This window comes from Streptomyces sp. NPDC048270 (assembly GCF_040652335.1).
Classification (GTDB): domain Bacteria; phylum Actinomycetota; class Actinomycetes; order Streptomycetales; family Streptomycetaceae; genus Streptomyces.
In genome coordinates this window covers 55,453-74,665 of record NZ_JBEZLV010000018.1, presented here as the reverse complement: position 1 = coordinate 74,665, position 19,213 = coordinate 55,453, and the positions used below count along the sequence as shown (strand labels likewise).

18 protein-coding genes are annotated in these 19,213 nt (G+C 72.2%); 4 read left to right on the top strand and 14 right to left on the bottom strand.

Translation table 11 applies throughout. The features are described from left to right. The first annotated feature begins 95 nt into the window (after positions 1-95). The 3 genes from AB0D66_RS18050 (at position 96) to AB0D66_RS18040 (ending at position 2,698) form a co-directional block, all read left to right on the top strand. Positions 96-1,370: a cation:proton antiporter gene (locus AB0D66_RS18050; protein ID WP_362303792.1), complete on the top strand. Its 1,275-nt coding sequence runs from the start codon at positions 96-98 to the stop codon at positions 1,368-1,370. 69 nt (positions 1,371-1,439) lie between these two features. Continuing rightward, on the top strand, positions 1,440-2,150 hold the full coding sequence (locus AB0D66_RS18045) for a helix-turn-helix domain-containing protein (RefSeq protein ID WP_362303789.1): 711 nt from the start codon (positions 1,440-1,442) through the stop codon (positions 2,148-2,150). A 32-nt stretch (positions 2,151-2,182) separates the two neighbouring features. Further along, positions 2,183-2,698 (top strand): DUF3291 domain-containing protein, encoded by a 516-nt coding sequence (locus AB0D66_RS18040; RefSeq protein WP_362303787.1) that lies wholly within the window; start codon positions 2,183-2,185, stop codon positions 2,696-2,698. On the opposite strand, the gene AB0D66_RS18035 is transcribed toward AB0D66_RS18040, so the two are convergent. The 9 genes from AB0D66_RS18035 to AB0D66_RS17995 form a co-directional block, all read right to left on the bottom strand. Next, on the bottom strand, positions 2,689-3,339 hold the full coding sequence (locus tag AB0D66_RS18035; RefSeq protein WP_362303784.1) for a phosphotransferase: 651 nt from the start codon (positions 3,337-3,339) through the stop codon (positions 2,689-2,691). The genes AB0D66_RS18040 and AB0D66_RS18035 overlap by 10 nt on opposite strands. Before the next feature lie 87 nt (positions 3,340-3,426). Then, a complete protein-coding gene (locus AB0D66_RS18030) occupies positions 3,427-4,605 on the bottom strand; it encodes a winged helix DNA-binding domain-containing protein (protein ID WP_362303781.1) in 1,179 nt (392 codons plus the stop codon). Between the two features lie 184 nt (positions 4,606-4,789). Beyond that, positions 4,790-5,362, bottom strand: coding sequence for a dihydrofolate reductase family protein (locus AB0D66_RS18025; RefSeq protein ID WP_362303778.1), 573 nt, complete (start codon positions 5,360-5,362; stop codon positions 4,790-4,792). 131 nt (positions 5,363-5,493) lie between these two features. Continuing rightward, complete coding sequence (locus tag AB0D66_RS18020; protein WP_362303775.1) at positions 5,494-5,907, bottom strand: hypothetical protein; 414 nt, start codon at positions 5,905-5,907, stop codon at positions 5,494-5,496. 52 nt (positions 5,908-5,959) lie between these two features. After that, a complete protein-coding gene (locus tag AB0D66_RS18015; RefSeq protein ID WP_362304005.1) occupies positions 5,960-6,595 on the bottom strand; it encodes a CatB-related O-acetyltransferase in 636 nt (211 codons plus the stop codon). A 107-nt stretch (positions 6,596-6,702) separates the two neighbouring features. Then, on the bottom strand, positions 6,703-8,427 hold the full coding sequence (locus AB0D66_RS18010) for a BCCT family transporter (RefSeq protein WP_362304002.1): 1,725 nt from the start codon (positions 8,425-8,427) through the stop codon (positions 6,703-6,705). 277 nt (positions 8,428-8,704) lie between these two features. Next, positions 8,705-9,127 carry a VOC family protein gene (locus AB0D66_RS18005; protein WP_362303772.1) on the bottom strand — a complete coding sequence of 141 codons (423 nt, stop codon included), beginning with the start codon at positions 9,125-9,127 and terminating at the stop codon, positions 8,705-8,707. A gap of 52 nt (positions 9,128-9,179) precedes the next feature. Then, positions 9,180-9,401: a helix-turn-helix transcriptional regulator gene (locus AB0D66_RS18000; RefSeq protein ID WP_362303769.1), complete on the bottom strand. Its 222-nt coding sequence runs from the start codon at positions 9,399-9,401 to the stop codon at positions 9,180-9,182. After that, complete coding sequence (locus AB0D66_RS17995; RefSeq protein WP_362303766.1) at positions 9,401-9,898, bottom strand: DUF2975 domain-containing protein; 498 nt, start codon at positions 9,896-9,898, stop codon at positions 9,401-9,403. The genes AB0D66_RS18000 and AB0D66_RS17995 overlap by 1 nt, the downstream gene beginning before the upstream one ends. Before the next feature lie 304 nt (positions 9,899-10,202). On the opposite strand from AB0D66_RS17995, the gene AB0D66_RS17990 reads away from it, so the two are divergent. Further along, on the top strand, positions 10,203-11,696 hold the full coding sequence (locus AB0D66_RS17990; protein WP_362303763.1) for an MFS transporter: 1,494 nt from the start codon (positions 10,203-10,205) through the stop codon (positions 11,694-11,696). A gap of 43 nt (positions 11,697-11,739) precedes the next feature. Here AB0D66_RS17990 and AB0D66_RS17985 read toward each other — a convergent pair whose 3' ends face one another. From AB0D66_RS17985 to AB0D66_RS17965, 5 genes are all read right to left on the bottom strand, one after another. Further along, positions 11,740-12,852: a mechanosensitive ion channel family protein gene (locus tag AB0D66_RS17985; RefSeq protein ID WP_362303760.1), complete on the bottom strand. Its 1,113-nt coding sequence runs from the start codon at positions 12,850-12,852 to the stop codon at positions 11,740-11,742. Between the two features lie 191 nt (positions 12,853-13,043). After that, positions 13,044-14,315: a pyroglutamyl peptidase gene (locus tag AB0D66_RS17980; protein ID WP_362303757.1), complete on the bottom strand. Its 1,272-nt coding sequence runs from the start codon at positions 14,313-14,315 to the stop codon at positions 13,044-13,046. A gap of 127 nt (positions 14,316-14,442) precedes the next feature. Continuing rightward, positions 14,443-15,534 (bottom strand): 2,3-diaminopropionate biosynthesis protein SbnB, encoded by a 1,092-nt coding sequence (gene sbnB, locus AB0D66_RS17975; protein WP_362303754.1) that lies wholly within the window; start codon positions 15,532-15,534, stop codon positions 14,443-14,445. Next, positions 15,531-16,580 (bottom strand): TauD/TfdA family dioxygenase, encoded by a 1,050-nt coding sequence (locus AB0D66_RS17970; protein WP_362303751.1) that lies wholly within the window; start codon positions 16,578-16,580, stop codon positions 15,531-15,533. Before AB0D66_RS17970 ends, sbnB begins: the two co-directional genes overlap by 4 nt. Positions 16,581-16,621: 41 nt before the next feature. Beyond that, positions 16,622-19,204: an amino acid adenylation domain-containing protein gene (locus tag AB0D66_RS17965; protein ID WP_362303749.1), complete on the bottom strand. Its 2,583-nt coding sequence runs from the start codon at positions 19,202-19,204 to the stop codon at positions 16,622-16,624. Positions 19,205-19,213 lie beyond the last annotated feature (9 nt).

Here is a 19,213-nt window from a genome sequence, read left to right as displayed (position 1 = left end):
ACCGACCCGCCCTGCCCGCACCGCGCTGCAGGTCCCCGAGACCGCGTCGGACCTGCCTGCCGCGGTCCCTCATGAACTGATCCGTTTCGGACAGGATGGGACGGGTGACTTTCTCCGACGCCGTGTACCTGGCCATGGGAATCGGTGCGCTGGGCGCGGCCGTGCTCCCCAGACTCGTGTTCCGCCGGCCGCTCTCCATGCCGATGGTGTTCCTCGCCGCCGGGGCCCTGGTCGCGGCCCTTCCGCTGTCCGTTCCGGTGGTGGAGCCGGAACGGGACCGGCTGTGGGTGGAGCACGCGACCGAGCTGTGCGTCATCGTCTCCCTGATGGGGGCCGGGCTCGCCCTGAACCGTCCCGTCGGCCTGCGGCGCTGGATGGGCCCCTGGCGGCTGCTGGGGATCAGCATGCCGCTGACCATCGCGGTGATGGCCGCGGCGGCGGCGCTGCTGCTCCAGTGGCCGCTCGCCGCGGCGCTGCTGCTGGCGGCCGTGCTGTCGCCGACGGACCCGGTGCTCGCGGCGGAGGTCCGGGTGGGCGAGCCGACCGACGCGGAGGACGACGAGGACGAGGTCCGGTTCTCCCTCACCGCCGAGGCGGGGCTCAACGACGGACTCGCCTTCCCGTTCGTCCTGGCCGCGCTCGCCCTCGCCGCGGCACCCCAGGGGGCAGGGGCGGCGGACTGGATCGGGAAGTGGCTCCTCGTCGACGTACTGGTGCGGACCGTCGTCGGGCTCGCCGTCGGCGTTGCCGCGGGACGGCTGCTGGGCCTGCTGTTCTTCCGGGCCCGGTCTGCGGCCCTGCGGCTTTCGGAGCACATGGAGGGCTTCGTCGCGCTGGGCGCCACCTTCGTGGCGTACGGAGCGGCCGAACTGCTGCACGGCTACGGGTTCCTCGCCGTCTTCGTCACGGCCTGCTCCATCCGGTCCGCCGAACGCGACCACGGCTACCACAAGGTGCTGCACGAGTTCACCGAACAGATCGAGCGGCTGCTGACCGCCTTCCTGCTGTTCATGCTCGGGGGCTACCTCGTCCGGTACGGACTGCCTTCGCTGACGTGGCAGGGCGCCGCCGTCGGACTGCTCCTGGTCCTGGTCGTCCGGCCCGTCGCCGGGTGGGTGGGCCTCCTGGGCACGGTGGCCGGCCCACGCGAACGCCTGGTCACGGCCGTGTTCGGCATGCGCGGCATCGGCTCCCTGTTCTACGTCGCCTACGCCCTCGGCCACAGCGAGCAGTTCGGCACGACAGCGGAGCAGCTGTGGTCCGTCGTATCCTTCACCGTCCTGCTCTCGGTGTTCCTCCACGGCACGGCCGCCACCCCCGGCATCCGCCGCCTCGACCGCCTGCGGCGCGCCTCGCCCACACCCCCGTGAAGCGCGGCGGGAGCGGGCGGCCGGGTTCGCTTCTCTATCTCCAACCTGCGTTGTTCCTAGAATGGGCGGGTGGAGGACATTGATGCGATCGCGGTGTTGCAGGACCCGGTGCGGCGCCGCCTGTACGAGTACGTGGCGGGGCAGGGCCGCGAGGTCGGCCGCAACGAGGCCGCCGAGGCGGCGGGAGTGGCGCGCACGCTCGCCGCACACCACCTCGACAAGCTGACCGAGGCCGGACTGCTGGAAAGCGGCAGCCGCCGCCTGACGGGCCGCTCGGGGCCGGGGGCGGGCCGCCCCGCCAAGGTGTACACGCGGGCGCCGGCCGAGTGGTCGGTGTCGCTGCCCGCCCGCGACTACCGCACCGCCGCCGAGCTGCTCGCCGAGGCCGCCGAGCAGGCCGGGCTGGACTCCGGGCTCTGCGCGGCGGCGCGCCGCCGGGGGGAGGCCCTGCGCGGCTCGGCGGGGGCCTGCGCCGGCCTCGAAGAGGCCGTGGAGGTGCTGGCCGCCCGGGGTTACGAACCACACCTGGAAGGGCCGGAGGCCGCCGAGGGCGGCGGCCAGGACGTCGAATGCGGCGAGGGGGCGGGCTCGCGTGTCGTCCGTATGCGCAACTGCCCCTTCCACGCCGTCGCCGAACGCTTCCCGCCGCTCGTCTGCGGCATGAACCTCGCACTGCTGGAAGGGCTGTTGGGTACGGACGGTCCGGTCCGCGCCCGGATGGACGCCCGACCGGGCGAGTGCTGTGTGGTGGTCGAGGCTTCTAAAAACAATGATGGTTGACATAGAAAAGCGGGCCGTGCTGGGATGAGGCCATGACCGCATCCCGACACGCCGCCCACCTCGCCCAACTCAACGTCTCCACGCTCCGCCACCCCTTCGACGACCCGCGCATGGCGCCCTTCGTCGAGATGCTCGACCCGGTCAACGCGGCCGCCGACGGCGCGCCCGGCTTCGTGTGGCGGCTCGTGGAGGAAGGGGCGGGCGACGCCACCGGCCTGCGCCCGGCGGGTGAGGACGTGATCGTCAACCTGTCGGTGTGGGAGACGCGGGAGGCCCTGTGGGACTTCGCCTACCGCAGCGGACACCTGGAGGTGATGCGGCGGCGCCGCGAATGGTTCCAACGGCACGTCGAGTCCCACCTGGTGCTCTGGTGGGTGCCCGCCGGCCACCTCCCGACCGTCGGCGAGGCCCTGGAGCGGCTGGCGGACCTTCGCGCACACGGGCCGTCCCCGCGCGCGTTCACCTTCACCTCCTCCTACACCGCCGCCGAGGCCGCCCGGCACCCGCGGGCCGTACCGCCCGCGGTCGCCGAACCGGCTCAGCCGTAGAGGCGCCGCAGACGACGGACCAGGACGGCCTCGGCGTCCGTGAGGTGGGGGTCCGCCAGCCGTCGCCCGGTGGCCACGGGCATGCCGGCGGCCCGGTCGGCCCCGCAGGTGCGGGCCATGGCCCGCAGGAACCCCCGGATCAACAGCCGCTCGTGCGGTCGCAGCACGATGCCGCGGAGGATGACGAAGGTCATCGCCACATCGACCTCGGGGGCGCCGACGCGGCAGGTACTCCAATCGATGACCTTCGGACCGCGGTCCGTGATGATGACGTTCTCCGGGTGGAGATCGAGGTGCAGCACCCGGACGTCACCGCCGCCGCCCGGGAGCCGGGTCAGCCAGCCGGGATCGGGCAGACCGTGCAGCTCCCGGTGCAGCCGGCCCAGCAGCGCGCCGTACGCCGGAGCCCGCCACGGGCGGCTGCGCAGCGCCTCGCTCATGGTCGGACCGTGCAGCCGCTCCATGACCAGGTCCGCGCCGTCCACCCCGTGCACGGCCGGCACCGGGTAGCCGTGCGCGGCCAGCCACCGCAGGAGCCGTGCCTCGTCCTCGGCCGGGCCCCCGTCCCGGAAACGGCGCAGCACGCGGTCCCCGTCCACGGCGTACACATCAGCCTCGCGTCCCCGCCCGATCAGCTCCAACTCGTACCCCCGCAGCTCGTTCCCTCATGTGCCGGTGATCAGCCTGCCTCGTCGCCGGTCAGACCACGAGGGCGGGCGCGGACGGGGTCACCCGCCGGCCAGGCGGCGTTCGAGGGGAGTGCGCATGCTGGGCCGGATGCGGATCTCGCCGAGGAAGGCGGCCAGGCGCCCCGTCTCGGTGGCGATCGCCGTCCGGGCCGCGCGGGTGCGGCCTTCGGGGGCGAGGAGGTGGGTGGCGATCTCGCCGTTCGGGCGCTGGGTCCAGCCGCCGACGATGCGGCCGTCCCACCAGATGGTGGGGCCGATGTTGCCGAAGGCGTCGAAGAGTTCGGGAACGTGGGCGGGGTCGAGGTACCAGTCGCGGTGCCGCCAGCCCATGGCGGTGGGGTCGAGGGAGGGCAGCAGGGCGGCGGCGGGTTCGGTTCCGGAGGGCAGGTCGAGCTGGTCGGGCAGGGCGTGGCCGGGCCCGTGGGCGAGGTCGACCGCGATGGCGTGGGTGCGCTCCAGGGCCCGGCGGGTGTCGGTGAGGGTCCAGCCGGTCCACCACTTGACGTCCTCGGTGGTCGAGGGGCCGAAGGAGCGCAGGTAGCGGGCGCAGAGTTCGGCACGGGCCTCGTCGGCCGGGATGTCGGGGTGGGGTTCGGCCGGCGCCCAGCGGAACTGCGAGGACGCCCAGGTGCCCAGCGGGCGGCCGCGCCGGATGCGGCCCTGCGCGGCCAACACGCCGAGCACCCGGCTGGTGATGCGGGGAGTCGCCTGGTACGGCTTTCCGGGCGCGACCAGGATCTGCGTGCGCAGGGCGGGCACCGCGGCCGCGAGCTCGGCGGCGGTGGCTTCGCCGAAGTCGGCCAGGGCCTCGAGGACGGCCTGCTCCGCGGCGGCCAGCCAGCCCTCGCCGTGGCCGTGCTGCTCCCCGAGCACCTTCAGGAGGTTCTTGCGCTCCCGGGCCGCGACAGCCCTTGCGGTCGACGCGTCGACCACGGGCGCGAGGTCGCGGGGCACCACGAACATGGTGCGGCGCATGCACAGCATCCGCAGCAGGCTCCGCTCCTCGTACAGGGCCCGCTCCAGCCGCGCCGGCGCCGGATCGGCCATGCGGGCGGCTGCCGCCAGGTAGACGGTGGCCGGGTCCGTGGCGTGCAGGGCGAGGAGGGCGTCGGCGACCTGCTCGGGCGTCGCCGCCCGCGCCCCGGGGGCCAGGAGGTGGGCGGTGGCGAGGCGGGCGCGCCGCTGCTCGTCGGTGATCCTCGGTCGGGAGATCGTCATGGCTGGCGGTGGCGGCCGAGGCCGCCGGGGCCGTCCTTTCGCTGGTGGGGGTGGGAAGCGCCGGGCCCCGGACGGGCTGTCCGGGGCCCAGCGCCGTCGGCGGGGTGGGCCGACGACCCCAGAGTGCACCCCCTTGCGGACAGCTACTGTCCGCTTCCCCTCCCTCGACCGCGGGGGCGCCCCGTCAGCGGACGACGTCGAAGACGTTCTTCTGCAGACCGTTGGCGTACGCCTCGTGCTCGACGAGCCTCAGCTTCTGGGTGTCCTTGTCCGTGGTGCTGAACAGGCGCTTGCCCGCCCCGAGCAGCAGCGGGAAGACGAGGAGGTGGTAGCGGTCGATCAGGCCGGCGTCCGACAGGGCCCGGTTCAGGGAAGCGCTGCCGTGGACGATGATCGGCCCGCCCTCCGTCTCCTTCAGTGCGGCGACCTCCTCGAGTGAGCGCAGGATCGTCGTCTCGCCCCAGTTGGCCACCAGGTCGTCCTCGGCGAGGGTGGTGGAGACGACGTACTTCGGCATCTCCTTGTAGTCGGCGAAGTCCTCCATGTCCGGCCACACCGCGCTGAACGCCTCGTAGCTGGCCCGGCCCAGCAGCATCGCGGCGGCTTCCTTCTGTTCACGGCCCTTGATCTCGAAGGCCTCGGGAAGGAACTCGACGTCCTTGAAGGTCCATCCGGAGTTGCGGTACCCGGGCTCGCCGCCGGGGCCCTCGACGACGCCGTCGAGGGAGATGAAAGCGGTGCTGATCAGCGTACGCATCTGAGGATCCTCGTGTCTGGTTCGCAGCAGGTCGGGCGGTGCACGCACGGACCACGCTCGTGGCCGCGGCGCGCCCACCATGATCTATGACTGCGGATCGCGGAGGAACTCATCGGTCGTCCCCGGTCCGGTCAGGGCATCTCGTCGGGGTCGCAGCTGGCCCGGCGCAGCCCGATCGTGCGCAGGGCGCGCATCAGGGCCTCGGCGTCCCCCTCGCGCACGACGTGGACGGCTCCGTCGACCGTGAGTCCGGCCACCGCGCGGGGCACGTGAGCGGCCGCCGTGCGCAGCACCACTCCGCTCGGCGGGTCCAGGGTCCGCACGCCGTGGAACACGCGGAGGATGCCGGGATCCGCGTCGAGGCTGTCGAGCCCGGCGGGCACGGACAGGACGGTGATGTCGGGGAGGAGGACACGGGCGCGGGCGAGCGCGAGCACGGGATCGTGGGCGTGCGACACGACCCGGAAGTGCGGGTTGCGCTGGATGCCCGAGCGCAGCAGCTCCAGCTGTTCGCCCTCGGGCACGCCGACCACCAGAACCGTCATCACCCACCCCATCCTCCGTTCCGGCGCCCCGCGAGGCGACTCGGAACGCGGGTCAGGCCCGTGGGGCGATCCCTTCGAGGTCGTTGACGGTGCCGGACATGATGGTCCGGATGTGTTCGGTGAGGTGGTCCGCGGGCCAGTCCCACCAGGCGAGGTCGAGCAGGCGGGCGACCTCGTCGCCGTCGTAGCGGGTGCGGATGAGTCCGGCCGGGTTGCCGCCGACGATGCCGTAGTCGGGGACGTCCTCCACGACCACGGCGCCGGACGCGATGACCGCGCCGTGCCCGATGCGCACGCCGGGCATGACCATGGTGTGGTAGCCGAACCAGACGTCGTTGCCGACGACGGTGTCACCCCTTCCCGGCAGGCCGGCCAGCAGGTCGAAGTGCTCGGCCCAGGATCCGCCCATGATCGGGAAGGGGAAGGTGGAGGGGCCGTCCATGCGGTGGTTGGCCCCGTTCATGATGAACCGCACCCCGGCGCCCAGCGCGCAGAACTTCCCGATGACCAGCTTCTCCGGCCCGTAGTGGTAGAGCACGTTGCGGGACTCGAACGCGGTCGGATCCTCCGGGTCGTCGTAGTACGAGTACTCCCCGACCTCGATCAGCGGCGAGGTCACCAGCGGTTTCAGCAGAACGACGCGCGGCTGGTCGGGAAACGGGTGGAGCACGGTCGGGTCCGGGGCCATGCGGTTCACGGCAGTCACTCTCGGCTCGGGCTCGGGCGGCGGGGCCGGCCGCGCCGGGCCGGGGTGCGAGGCCCGGGCCGGCGGTTCGGCGTACGCGGGTGTGCCCGTCAGGCGGACGGCGGCGGGGTTTCCGGGTCCTTGCGGTCGCGGTCTTCCTTCGGTTCCCGGGGCGGCTCGTCCTTCGCCGGGCCGATGCGGATCTCGAAATCGCCCGCGTACTTCTCGTGGCCGGCGATCACGGCCTCCTCCACCGCCTCCTCGGCGAGTTCGCCGCGGACGATCAGCGGGTCGCGGCGCAGGTCGCGCAGGAGGGCCCAGCACATGCCGATCATCACCAGGACGAACGGGGCCGCGACGAGGATCGTCAGGTGTTGCAGGCCCGCGAGGGCGTCGCCCTTGCCCTCGCCGACGAGCAGCATCACCGCGGCCACGCCACCGGTCACCACGCCCCAGAAGACCACGATGAACCGGGCGGGTTCGAAGGTGCCCTTCTGGGAGAGGGTGCCCATCACGATCGACGCCGCGTCGGCGCCGGAGACGAAGAAGATGCCGACCAGGATCATCACGAGCAGGCTCATCACGCCGGCGATCGGGAACTCCTGGAGCACGCCGAAGAGCTGCGCCTCGGGCGTGGTCGCCGCGCCGAGGGCGCCCTGCTCCTTCAGCCGCATGGCCGTGCCGCCGAAGATGGCGAACCAGACCAGGCTCACGGTGCTGGGCACCAGGATGACGCCGCCGACGAACTGGCGGATGGTGCGGCCCCGGCTGATGCGGGCGATGAACATGCCGACGAACGGGGTCCAGGAGATCCACCAGGCCCAGTAGAAGACCGTCCAGCTGCTCAGCCAGTCGGCGACGTCACCGCCACCGGTGGACGCCTCGGTGCGGCCGATCAGCTGGGGCAGCTCGTCGAAGTACGCCGCGAGGGAGGTGGGGATCAGGTCGAGGACCAGGATGGTGGGGCCGACGACGAACACGAAGACCGCGAGGATGACGGCCAGCACCATGTTGATGTTGGAAAGCCACTGGATGCCCTTCTCCACACCGGAGACGGCGGAGAAGACGAAGCAGACGGTCAGTACGCCGATGATGGCGACGAGCAGCCCCGTCCCGGCCTTGCCCAGCCAGCCCACCTCGTGCATGCCGCTGCCGATCTGGAGCGCGCCGAGCCCGAGGGAGGTGGCGGAGCCGAACAGCGTGGCGAAGATCGCCAGGATGTCGATCACCCGGCCGGGTGCGCCCTCGGCGCGCTTCTTCCCGAGGAGCGGGACGAAGACGGCGCTGATGGTCTGCCGCCTGCGGCGCCGGAACGTGCTGTAGGCGATGGCCAGGCCGACCACGGCGTAGATGGCCCACGGGTGCAGCGTCCAGTGGAAGAGCGTGGTGGCCAGGGCCGTCTGCATGGCGTCCGCCGCGTCCGCGGGGTCGGTGCCCGGCGGCGGATTGGTGTAGTGCGCCAGGGGTTCGCTGACGCCGTAGAACATCAGGCCGATGCCCATGCCGGCGCTGAACATCATGGCGACCCAGGAGACGGTGCTGAACTCCGGCTTCTCGTGCTCCTGGCCCAGCTCGATGCGCCCGTACCGGCTGATGGCGAGCCAGAGGGCGAAGACGACGAACCCCGAGGCGGCCAGGACGAACGCCCAGCCGCCGTTGTGCATCAGCCCGTTCAGCAGGGTGTCGGAGACGCTCTCGAGCGCGCTGGTGGCCGTGACGCCCCAGATCACGAAGCCCAAGGTCAGCACGGCCGTCACGCCGAAGACCACCCGGTCGGTCACGGGCGGCTTGTCCTCCTGCGGGTGGCGGCCGGGGAGGGCCGCCTTCACGGGCAGCCGCAGCCGTTGCCCCCGTTTACGTTGCTCCTGAGACACAGGCGGCACCTTTCGCGATCATGGCCCGGTTTGGCTTCTGATATCCCGTACCACGGCGCGCACACCTGTCCCGGCATCAACAGGCGTCGATCGGCGCCCCGCTACCAGGTGCTAGGCCGCACGGGTGGCGAGGAGGATCGGCGGGCGGTGCGGGGGCTCGCCGCGGGGGCCCCGCGCCGCGAAGGCGCCGTCCGGGCCCGGCCCGGCGGATCAGAGTGATGCGAGCCAGGCGGCCGCCTCACGGGGGTGGCCGAAGCGGAGGGTGTCGAGGGGTGCGAAGCGGGGGTCGCGGGTGCGGAGCCCGACTTCGCGGCGGCGGGCGCCGTGTTGCGACCAGGACCACCAGGCCGGGTGTTCCCGGCTCAACGTCAGGATTCCGGTGATCGGAGACGAAGGCGGCACCGAGGTCGAGCAGGCGGTCCACCTCCTGGTCGCGCGAGGTCTCGGGGCGCAGGCACAGGTGGATCCGGTTCTTGATCGTCTTCGCCTCGGGCACCTGGTTGAAGTACAGCACCGGGCCCTCCGCCAGCAGCACCTGGGTCTCGCGGTCCCCCGGGCCGGCGTCCGGGTCCATCGGACGGCCCGTCACACTGCTCCAGAACCGGGCCAGCTCATAGGCATCCGCACAGTCGATCGCCACGTTCTGCACTACCGAAACCATGCGCCCCAGCCTTCCCGAATTCCACTCCGAACACCACCGAGCTGCACTGCACTCACACCTCGTCCGCATCATCAGGCACCCAGCGCAGCACGTCGCCGGGCTGACAGTCGAGGGTCCGGCAGATCGCGTCGAGGGTGGTGAACCGGACCGCCTTCGCCCGGCCGTTCTTCAGGACCGCGATGTTGGCGGGACTGATGCCGACGGCGGCGGAGAACTCGGCCACCGAGAGCTTGCGTCTGGCGAGTTGCACGTCGAGGTCGACGATGATGGCCATCAGACCACCTCGGCGAGTTCGCTCTTCATGTGGGTCGCCTTGCGCAGCAGACCGCGCATGATGACGAGGAGCATGACCAGGCAGGCCCCGATGCCGGTGGTCGCGGTCGCGGCGGCGAAGGCGCTGATGAGCTCCATCCCGTCACCGGGGGAAGGGATGTCGGCCAGCATCAGGTGGCAGGTGACGGCGAAGGCGAGGAGCGTCGCCGCGATGGTGGTGCCGATGATGGTGTCCACCCACCGGAAGGCCGCCGCCGAGAAGATCGCATCGCGTTCGACCATGGTGAGCAGCCTCCACGCCGCGGCGAGGACGGCCTGCACACAGGCGACCCCCGCGAGGGCAACCACCGTGTAGGGCAGGGCGTACGGGGCGTACGGGGGGAAGCCGTCGACCTCGTCGGCCGCCGTGGTGGGGATGATGACGAGCTGGCCGAAGAGGCCGAAGAGGATCGCCGCGGCGATGCCGGCACGGAGCACGGTGATGAAGAAGCGAGGCATGCATCGATAATCGATCGATAGCGATCGATAGTCAATGGATTCGTGTCGATCCCACGGAGGGGATCTTCTTGTCGTATCCGTGCCACCGTCCCCCGGCGCGGGGCACCGTGCCGGCCGCACAGGTGTGTCGCAGCGGGTGTGCCCGGGGACTGCGCGCAAGCTGGGATCCGGCTGCGCCGGCGGGCCGAACAGCGCGGCGCGCCGGACCCGGCCGGCAGCCGTGCGCGGCCACGGCCGCATGTCCGACCGGTTCCCGGGAATCCGGCACGGCAGAGATCGTTCGCGATGGAGGGAACGGGGAAATATGGCATCCGACTCGTCGCCGGTGTCCGCGCCGGCCGCCACGGCCACCGTCACCACAGCCGTGCCGGCCCGACTCGACCGCCTGCCGTGGTCCCGCTGGCACTGGATGATCGTGATCGGCCTCGGCACCGTCTGGATCCTCGACGGACTCGAGGTCACCATCGTCGGCAACGTCGCCGGCCGCCTCGCCGAGGAGGGCAGCGGCCTCGACATCACCGCGGCCCAGGTCACCGGTATCGCCGCCGCCCTCTACGTGGCAGGGGCCTGCACCGGCGCGCTCTTCTTCGGATGGCTGACGGACCGCTACGGCCGCAAGAAGCTCTTCATGGTGACCTTGGTCGTCTACCTCGGCGCGACCGCGATGACCGCGCTGTCGTTCGAGTCCTGGTGGTTCTTCCTCTTCCGCTTCCTCACCGGCTTCGGTATCGGCGGCGAGTACGCGGCCATCAACTCGGCGATCGACGAGCTGATCCCGTCCCTCTACCGCGGCCGGGTCGATCTCATCATCAACGGCAGCTACTGGCTGGGCGCGATCGGCGGCGCCCTGCTGTCCGTCGTGTTGCTGGACACCGCCATCTTCCCCAAGGACCTGGGCTGGCGGCTCAGTTTCGCGCTCGGCGTCGTCCTCGGCCTCGTCATCCTGCTCGTGCGCCGGCACGTCCCGGAGAGCCCGCGATGGCAGTTCATCCACGGTAGGCAGGAGGACGCCGAGGCCCTGGTGTCTTCCGTGGAGCACGAGATCGAGCAGGAGAAGGGCGAACCCCTTCCGCCGCCGGCCGGTGAGATCACCATCCACCAGCGCAAGAGCATCGGCTTCGGCCTGATCGCCAAGACCGTCTTCGGCCGCTACCCGCGCCGCGCCTTCCTCGGCCTGTCCCTCTTCATCGGCCAGGCGTTCCTCTACAACGCCGTCACCTTCGGCTTCGGCACCATCCTCATCACGTTCTTCGACGTGCCGACGGGCCACACCGGCTACTACTTCGCCGTCATCGCCGCGGGCAACTTCCTCGGGCCCCTGCTGCTGGGCAAGCTGTTCGACACGCTCGGCCGCCGGATCATGATCTCCTCCACCTACCTGGTCTCGGGCCTGCTCCTGTTCGTCACGGCCTGGCTGTTCGACCGGGGTTCGCTCACGGCGACGACCATGACGGCCTGGTGGTGCGTGGTGCTGTTCTTCGCGTCGGCGGGCGCCTCCAGCGCGTACCTGACCGTCTCGGAGATCTTCCCCATGGAGACCCGCGCCATGGCCATCGCCTTCTTCTACGCCCTCGGCACCGCGGCCGGCGGCATCAGCGGGCCGCTGATCTTCGCCGACCTCACCGAGTCGGGGGTGGTCGGCGACACGGCACTCGCCTTCCGGATCGGCGCCGCGCTGATGTGCGCCGCCGGCCTCGTGGCGGCCTTCCTGGCGGTCAAGGCCGAGCGGCGCTCGCTGGAGGACATCGCCGAGCCGCTCTCGGTGGCGAAGCCGGCCGCCCCGGCCGGCTCGGCGTGAGCGCGTCCTTCGCCTCCGGCAGGGGCGTACGGCGTACGGCGCTCTAGCGTCCGGCGCTGTCCGTCAGGACCGTCGGTGACGCCCCGCGCTGCTGGGGCACCGGCACCTGCGCGGACGGTGCCGGGAGCTGGTCCCGCTGGAGGGCGACCGTACGGGTCGGGGCGGGGATCGAGATGCCCTCCGCGCGGAACCGCCGGTGCAGCCGCTTGATGAACTCGTGCTTGATCCGGTACTGGTCGCTGAACTCGCCCACACCCAGGATCACGGTGAAGTCGATGCGCGAGTCCGCGAACGTGTGGAAGCGGACGGCCGCTTCGTGCTCGGGGACCGCTCCGTTGATGTCGGCCATCACGCTGTCGACGACGTCCAGGGTCACCCGCTCGACGTGCTCCAGGTCGCTCTCGTATCCGACTCCCACCTGGACCAGGATCGAGAACTTGGCTTCCGGCTGGGTGAAGTTGGTCATGTTGGTCCGCGCGAGCCGTCCGTTGGGGATGATGACCAGGTTGTTCGACAGGTTGCGCACCACGGTGTTGCGCCAGTTGATGTCGACGACGTACCCCTCCTCGCCGCTGGTGAGCCGGATGTAGTCACCGGGCTGCACGGTCTTGGAGGCGAGGATGTGCACCCCTGCGAAGAGGTTGGCGAGGGTGTCCTGGAGTGCCAGGGCCACCGCCAGACCGCCCACGCCGAGGGCGGTCACCAGGGGCGCGATGGACACGCCGAGGGTCTCCAGGGCGACGAGCACGCCCATCACGAGGACCACGATCCGCGTGATGTTGACGAAGATGGACGCCGACCCGGCCACCCCGGTGCGCGCCCCCGCCACGGACTGGACGAGGCCCGCGACGACCCTCGCCGTGCTGAGCGTGGCGATCAGGATGAGCAGCGCGGTGAGGGACTGGTTCACGATCCCCGAGACCCGTGCGGTGAGCGGCAGGGTCGTGGCGGCCACCGCGGCGCCCGCGATGACCGCGGCACCCGGGGCGATGGTGCGCAGCGCGTCGACGATGATGTCGTCCCCCCGCCACCGGGTCCGCTCGGCGTGCCGGCCCAGCCACCGCAGGAGGGCGCGCAGCAGCAGCCCGGCCGCGGCGCCCGCGGCCACCGCGATGCCCGCGATCAGCCAGTCGTGCAGGACGAGGTCCCGGTTCAACGGACCCCCTCCGCTGCGCGGCGGCTCCGGGGCGTGGCGACGGGCGCTGCCGACCGTCGTATGAGGTGTGTCGTCACCTTGTCACCTGTCAGTTCGTCGTGCGGTAAGCCCCGTTCGGGCGCGTGTGCGCATCCGGAACGGGCTGCCATCCTGCCCCATGACGGGTGGTGCACCGCAGGCGGGGGCGGCGACTACCGCCGTACGGCGGCGTGTTCGAGGACCGCGCGGACCTCCGCGGTGATCGCGCTCTCGTTGCGTTCGAACTCGGGGCCGGTGAGCTGCTGGGGGTCGGCCGGCAGTCCGGTGAGCACGGGGGTGTGCAGGTGGCCGCCGGGCAGGTGCGGGGCGAGTTCGCCGCGCAGTCGGTTGGAGCGGTAGGCGACCTCGTTGGACAGGTAGCCGCCCCCGCCGCCCGCCACGGCCCGTGAGCCGGGTGTCGGGCCGTCGGCGCGGTCGACGGGAGCGGTGGCGCCCGCCGGGATCTCGGTCACCTCGGTGTTGAGGAGGACCGGGTACGGGCTCTGCACGGCGGCGGTCACCGCGTCGGCGGGCAGCGTGGTGCGGATGAACTCCGGGCCCGGGCCGAGCCCGGGGGCCGTCACCGGACGTTCGCGGGTGCCGCCGGAGAGGGCGCGCGCGTTGTCGGGGTACGGGTCGGCGGAGCGCGCCCGTCCCGCCCAGTCCTCCAGGGTGAAGATGCCGGGGTAGCCCTGGCTGACGGTGGTGATGATGTCGGCCGCGGCGGGGCCGGCGGCCAGGTGCGGGGCGAAGGCCCGCTCCACCATGCCGGCGTCGAAGTCGGCGTACCGCACGGGCAGGACGACGGCGCGGATCTCGGCGGGGCTGCCGTCGGCGAGGGTCACCCGCCGCCCGTTGAGCTGGAGGGCGGCCGAGCCGGACGGGTTGGCGCGGCGGATCTCCGCGTCGAGGCCGAAGGGGTCGAACCCGCTGATGAAGATCCTTCGTACGCCGGGCTGCGTCCGGAAGGCGTTGTCGGTGAGGCCGCGGGAGGCGTCCTCGAAACGGGCCCGGAGCGCCGCCCGGTCGACGGTGAACACCGGCTGCCAGCGGGCGAGTACGGCGGTCATGCCGAGCCGCGCCCAGTACAGCGGCCGGTCGTCGCCGGGGGCGAGGTCGCCGCCGGGCCGCTGTCCCTGGGCCCTGCGCACGGAGGCCTGCCAGAGGGCCTGGCCCCAGGAGTCGAGGAGCCGTTCGGACTCGGCGGGGCTGCGCGTCGTGCACAGCGCGGTGGGCAGCCGGCGTACGAACTCCCCGAGGCCGGCCCGCTCGACGAGGGCGGTGGTACGGGGGTCCGCGAGCCGTTCCTGTTCGGCGTCGGGCACGGCCGGGGCCGGGGGGCGGCAGGCGGACGCGCCGTCGGCCGCGTGGGCGGGCGAGGCGACGGCCACCGGGAGGAGGGTGGCGAGGAGGGCAGCGGCCGATACCGCACGACGTAAGATCACGCGATGTGACATTACATAGTGACCGGTGACCCCACCAGGGTCACCGGCCACAGCGGCCGGGACTGGCTCGACCGCGCCGATTCCGCGGCTGGTTCGGTGCACCCGGGCGGCGCCGGCCGCGGGCGCCTCAGCCGTATCGCCGCAGCTCGTGGAAGAAGCCGTCGATGACCTGCAGTTGCCCGGTGCGGGCCGCCTCGTCGTAGACGTGCTTGCCGACGGCGAGGTCGAGGACGCCCAGGCCGAAGGGCGAGAACACCACCGGCCGGTCCTGCGGCAGCGCCACGCGGCCCGCCGTGACGTCGTACAGCGTGCCGGCCAGGAACTCGCGGCTTCCGGTCAGCTGTTCGGCCAGGTGGGGTGAGGTGTCGGCCTTCAGGCAGTGCTCGACGTCGTCGACGATGTTGGTCGAGGCGAGCAGGATCTCGGGGGCGAGATCGCGCAGCGACACGTGCAGGACCAGGGGGTTGTGGTCGAACCACGCCGGGTCGGTGATGTGCGGCCGGTCGGCGATGGTGGCGAAGACGAGCAGGTCGCTGGAGCGGATCAGCTCCTCGGGGCTGTCGTGCACGGTGAGCCGGGCGCTCGTGCCGCTGCCTTGCAGGTAGCTCTGGAAGCCGGCGGCGCTGTCGGCGGAGATGTCGTGCACGCCGATCTCGTCGAAGGACCAGCCGGTCGCGGCCAGGAAGGTGTGGATGTAGCGGGCGATCAGCCCGGTTCCGAAGAATCCGACGCGGGCCGGCCGCGTCCCCCGGCCTTGGCTGAGGGTGCGGGCCGCCGATGCGGCCATCGCGGCGGTCCGGGTGGCGCTGATGATGGAGCTCTCCAGGCAGGCGAACGGGTAGCCGGTGTCGTGGTCGTTGAGGATCAGCACCGCGGAGGCCCTGGGGAGGCCGGCCTGCACGTTGTCGGGGAAGCTGGAGATCCACTTGAGGCCGTCCACCCGCGCCTGTCCGCCGATCGACGCGGGCAGGGCGATGATGCGGGCCGTCGGGCGGTCGGGGAAGCGCAGGAAGTACGACGGCGGGTTCACCGACTGCCCGGCGGCGTGGAGATGGTAGGTGTCCTCGATCAGCTCCGTGATCCGGCGCTCCTGGCCCTGGAGGGTCTGCTGGACCTGGGCTCCGGGGATCACGGCGAACGGGGGCACGGCGGACCGGGGTGACGCCGCGTTCGGGTCGGACAGGGGGGACTGGGTCGGAGTGGAATGGACGGTGATCATCGGGTGCTCCCCTCGGAGGCCGCGGTCGGGGCGGGCGGGAAGGAGGCCGGGGCCTGCGGTGCGGCCATGGCGACGAGGACCTCGCGCGGCGGCTCGAACGCCTCCCTGCTGTGGGCGGTACGGATGTTGTCGATGAGCATCAGGTCGCCGGACTGCCACGGCTCGCGGACGGTGTGCTCGGCGTAGACCGTGTTGATCAGCTCGACCACGTCCTCGCTGATCGGGGCGCCGTCTCCGAAGTGGGTGTTGAACGGCAGGGCTTCGGGTCCGTAGACGTCGACGAGGTACTCCCGTACCTCGGGCGCCAGCGTCCACTCGTTGAGGAACGCGATCTGGTTGAACCAGCAGCGCCGGCCGGTGACCGGATGGCGCACGACGGCGGGGCGGAGCTGGCGGGTGCGCAGGCTGCCGTCGCCCTGCCAGGCGAACTCGATGGCGTGGGCGCGGCAGTAGCCCTCGACGACGGCCGGGTCCTCGGTGCCGAACGCCTCGGTCCAGGAGGCGCCGATGTCGTCGTTGTAGGTGCGGGTGAGCAGCCAGCCTTCCTGCTCGAAGCGGTGGACGAGTTCCGGCGGCAGCGCGTCCAGGACGGTGGCGGCGTCCGCGAGGGCGGTGGCCCCGCCCGCGGCGGGTGCCGTCAGGCAGGCCAGCAGCATCAGGCCGGGAGGGCTGTGGGTGTAGCTGAGCTCGTGGTGCATGCACATGGGCTGGTTGGCCGGCCACACCGTGGAGGAGTACACGCCGGGGGCGTGGGCCTGGCGGGGGGCGAAGGTCTCGGTGTCGGTCATCAGGGCGGGGACCAGTTGGCCGAAGACGGCCCCCGCCTGCCCGCTGTCGCTCAGGCCGGCCCCGCGGACGAGGACGGCGCCGTGCTCGGCGACGAGGCCGTGCAAGGTGGGGCGGTGTTCGGCCGCCCAGGCCGGCAGATCGGCCGGCGCGGGGGTGCGGACGTGCAGGATCGGGGGTTTGCCGGGGTTCAGGTCGACCCGGGAAGCGGCCGTGGGCGCGGCGCCGGGGCTGAGCGGGGCGGGACGGGTGAGCGACATGGTCTGGGTCCTTTCAGGGGTGTGGGTGAGGCGGCCGGCCATCAGGAGGAGGCCGAGGGCGCGGTGGGGCGCCGGTGGGACGTGGTGTCGAGGAAGCGGGCCAGATCGGTGAGGACGGGGTGGCGGGCCACGTCGGCCGGGGACACGGCGCGGTCGAGGGTGACGGCGAGCCGCACCGCCGACAGGGACGTGCCGCCCCGGTCGAAGAAGTTGTCGCGCCGGCCGATGTGGCCCTGCGGGACGCCGAGCACCTTCGCCCACGCGGCCGCCAGCCGCTGTTCGGCGGGAGTGGCCGGCTCCCGGGTGTCGTCCTTCACTGCGTCCTCGACGGCGTGGAGCTGCGCGGCCAGGGCCGTCAGGGCCTTCCGGTCGATCTTGCTGTTGGCGGTCAGCGGGAGGCTCTCCTGCCAGTGCAGGGCCGAGGGGACCATGTACCCGGGCAGCGACGCGCCCAGCAGGTCCAGCAGGACACCGGTTTCGAGCGGATGCGGCGCGGCATAGAACGCCACCAGGTGGGCGCTCTGATCGGGCCGTTCGGTGACCACCACGGCGCTGTCGCGGACCCCGGGGGCCCGCAGCAGGGTGTTCTCGATCTCGCCGGTCTCGATACGGAAACCGCGGATCTTGACCTGGTTGTCGCGGCGGCCGAGGAACTCCAGCTTGCCGTCGATCCGCCAGCGGCCGACATCGGCGCTGCGGTACAGGCGCATGCCCTCGCGGTGGGGGTCGGCCAGGTAGGTCGGCCGGGTGCGCTCGGGGTCGTTGACGTAGCCGCGGCCTACGCAGACCCCCGAGAAGGCGATCACGCCGGGCGCACCCAGCGGCACCGGGTCGAGGTGCTCGTCGACGACGTAGAGGTGCACGTTGTTGACCGGCGGGCCCAGCGGGACCCGGTCGGTGTCCGGTACGCGGTCCATGACCTCGTGGTTGGTGTCGTCGCTGGTCTCGGTCAGCCCGTAGGCGTTGACGAGCTTGATGTGGGGCTGGGCGGTGAACCAGCGCTGGGCCAGTTCCCTCTTCAGCGCCTCGCCGGTGACCGACACGTACCGCAGGTCCGGCAGCGTCCGGGGGTGCTGCTCCAGGTGGGACAGGACCACGTCGAGGTAGGAGGGGACGACCTGCAGCACGGTGACCCGGCCGCGGGCGACGGTGTCGACGAACCGTGCGGCGTCGAGGATCGCTTCCTGCTCGATCAGCAGGGTTCGCCCGCCGACCAGCAGGGGGGCGAGCAGTTGCCACAGCGAGATGTCGAAGCACTGGGGCGCGGTCTGGGCGACCACCTGCCCCTCCCCCATCTCGAGGTCGTCGATCTTGGCGTAGAGGTGGTTGAGCATGCCCTCCTGTTCGCACATCGCTCCCTTGGGCTCCCCCGTCGAGCCGGAGGTGAAGTAGATGTAGGCCAGCTGGTCGGGTGCGACGTCGATGCCGAGGTCGGTCCCGGAGTGCTCCTGGCCGTAGACGGTGTCGGCGAACAGGACCCGGACCTCGGGCTGGGAGGCGAGGGCCTGCCGCACGTGGGCGGTGGCGGCCGGCTGGGTCAGCACGAGCCCGCATCCGGCACGGGCCAGCATGGACTTGATGCGTCCGGCCGGCAGGCCCGGCTCGATCGGCAGGTACGCGCCGCCGGCCTTGAAGACGGCCAGGACGGCGGCCGGCCAGTCCAGGTCCCGCTCCATGGCCACCGCGACCACCCCTTCACGCCGCAGGCCCTGGGCCTGCAGGGCGCGCGCCAGCTGGTTGGCGCGGGTGTTGAGCTCCTGGTAGGTCCACTGCCGGTCGCCGTGCTGGGCGGCCACGGCGTGCGGGTGCTGCCGCACCCGCCGCTCGAACAGCTCGTGCACGCGGAGCCCGGGAAGGTCTCGGCTCGGCCCGGCCAGGTCGTGGAGCTGGAAGCGGAGCTCTTGGGCCGAGAGCAGGCTCCGGCCTCGGTGATCGGCGTCCGGGTCGGCGGCCATCAGGGCGAGCGCGGTCAGGTGGTAGCCGGCGATCCGGGCGGCACAGTCCGCGTCGAGGACGTCGGTGCGGTAGCGCAGCAGCAGCCTCGGCGGTGCGTCGTCGTGGTGGGCGACGCCGATCCACAGCGCCGTGTCCGCGGGCAGGGTGCTGCGGTTCCGGGCCGGCGTGCCGTCGGTGCCGGGAAGGTCACTGCTGAGGCCGGTGATGCCGGTGATGCCGGTGGGATCCAGCACCGTCTCGAACGGCGCGTCGGCCAGGCCCAGTTCGCGCCTGAGGTCTTCGACGGGGAAGTCCCGGTGGGCCAGCAGGTCCGCGAGGGCGCGGCCGGTGTGCTCCAGCAGGCTGCGCCACGATCCGGGGGCGGTCGTCAGCCTGAACGGCAGCGGGCGGTCCCCGGCGGCGGTGACGTAACCGGTGGTGACGTCCCGTTCCCCGCTCAGCGCAGCGAGCACCTTCGCGTGGGCGGCCAGCAGCACGCGGTCCAGCGGCACCGCCAGGTCGTCCGCCAGCCGGCGCAGTGCAGCCGCTTGGCCGGCGGGGACCGGTGCCTCGTACTCGGCCACGCCCGCCACCGGCACCCGGGTCCATCGGGGAAGGGGAGCGAAGCCGCTGCCGGCGGCCAGGACGCCGTGCCAGAACTCTCTGCTGGTGGATGCGTTGCGTGCCATGGGGGTCTC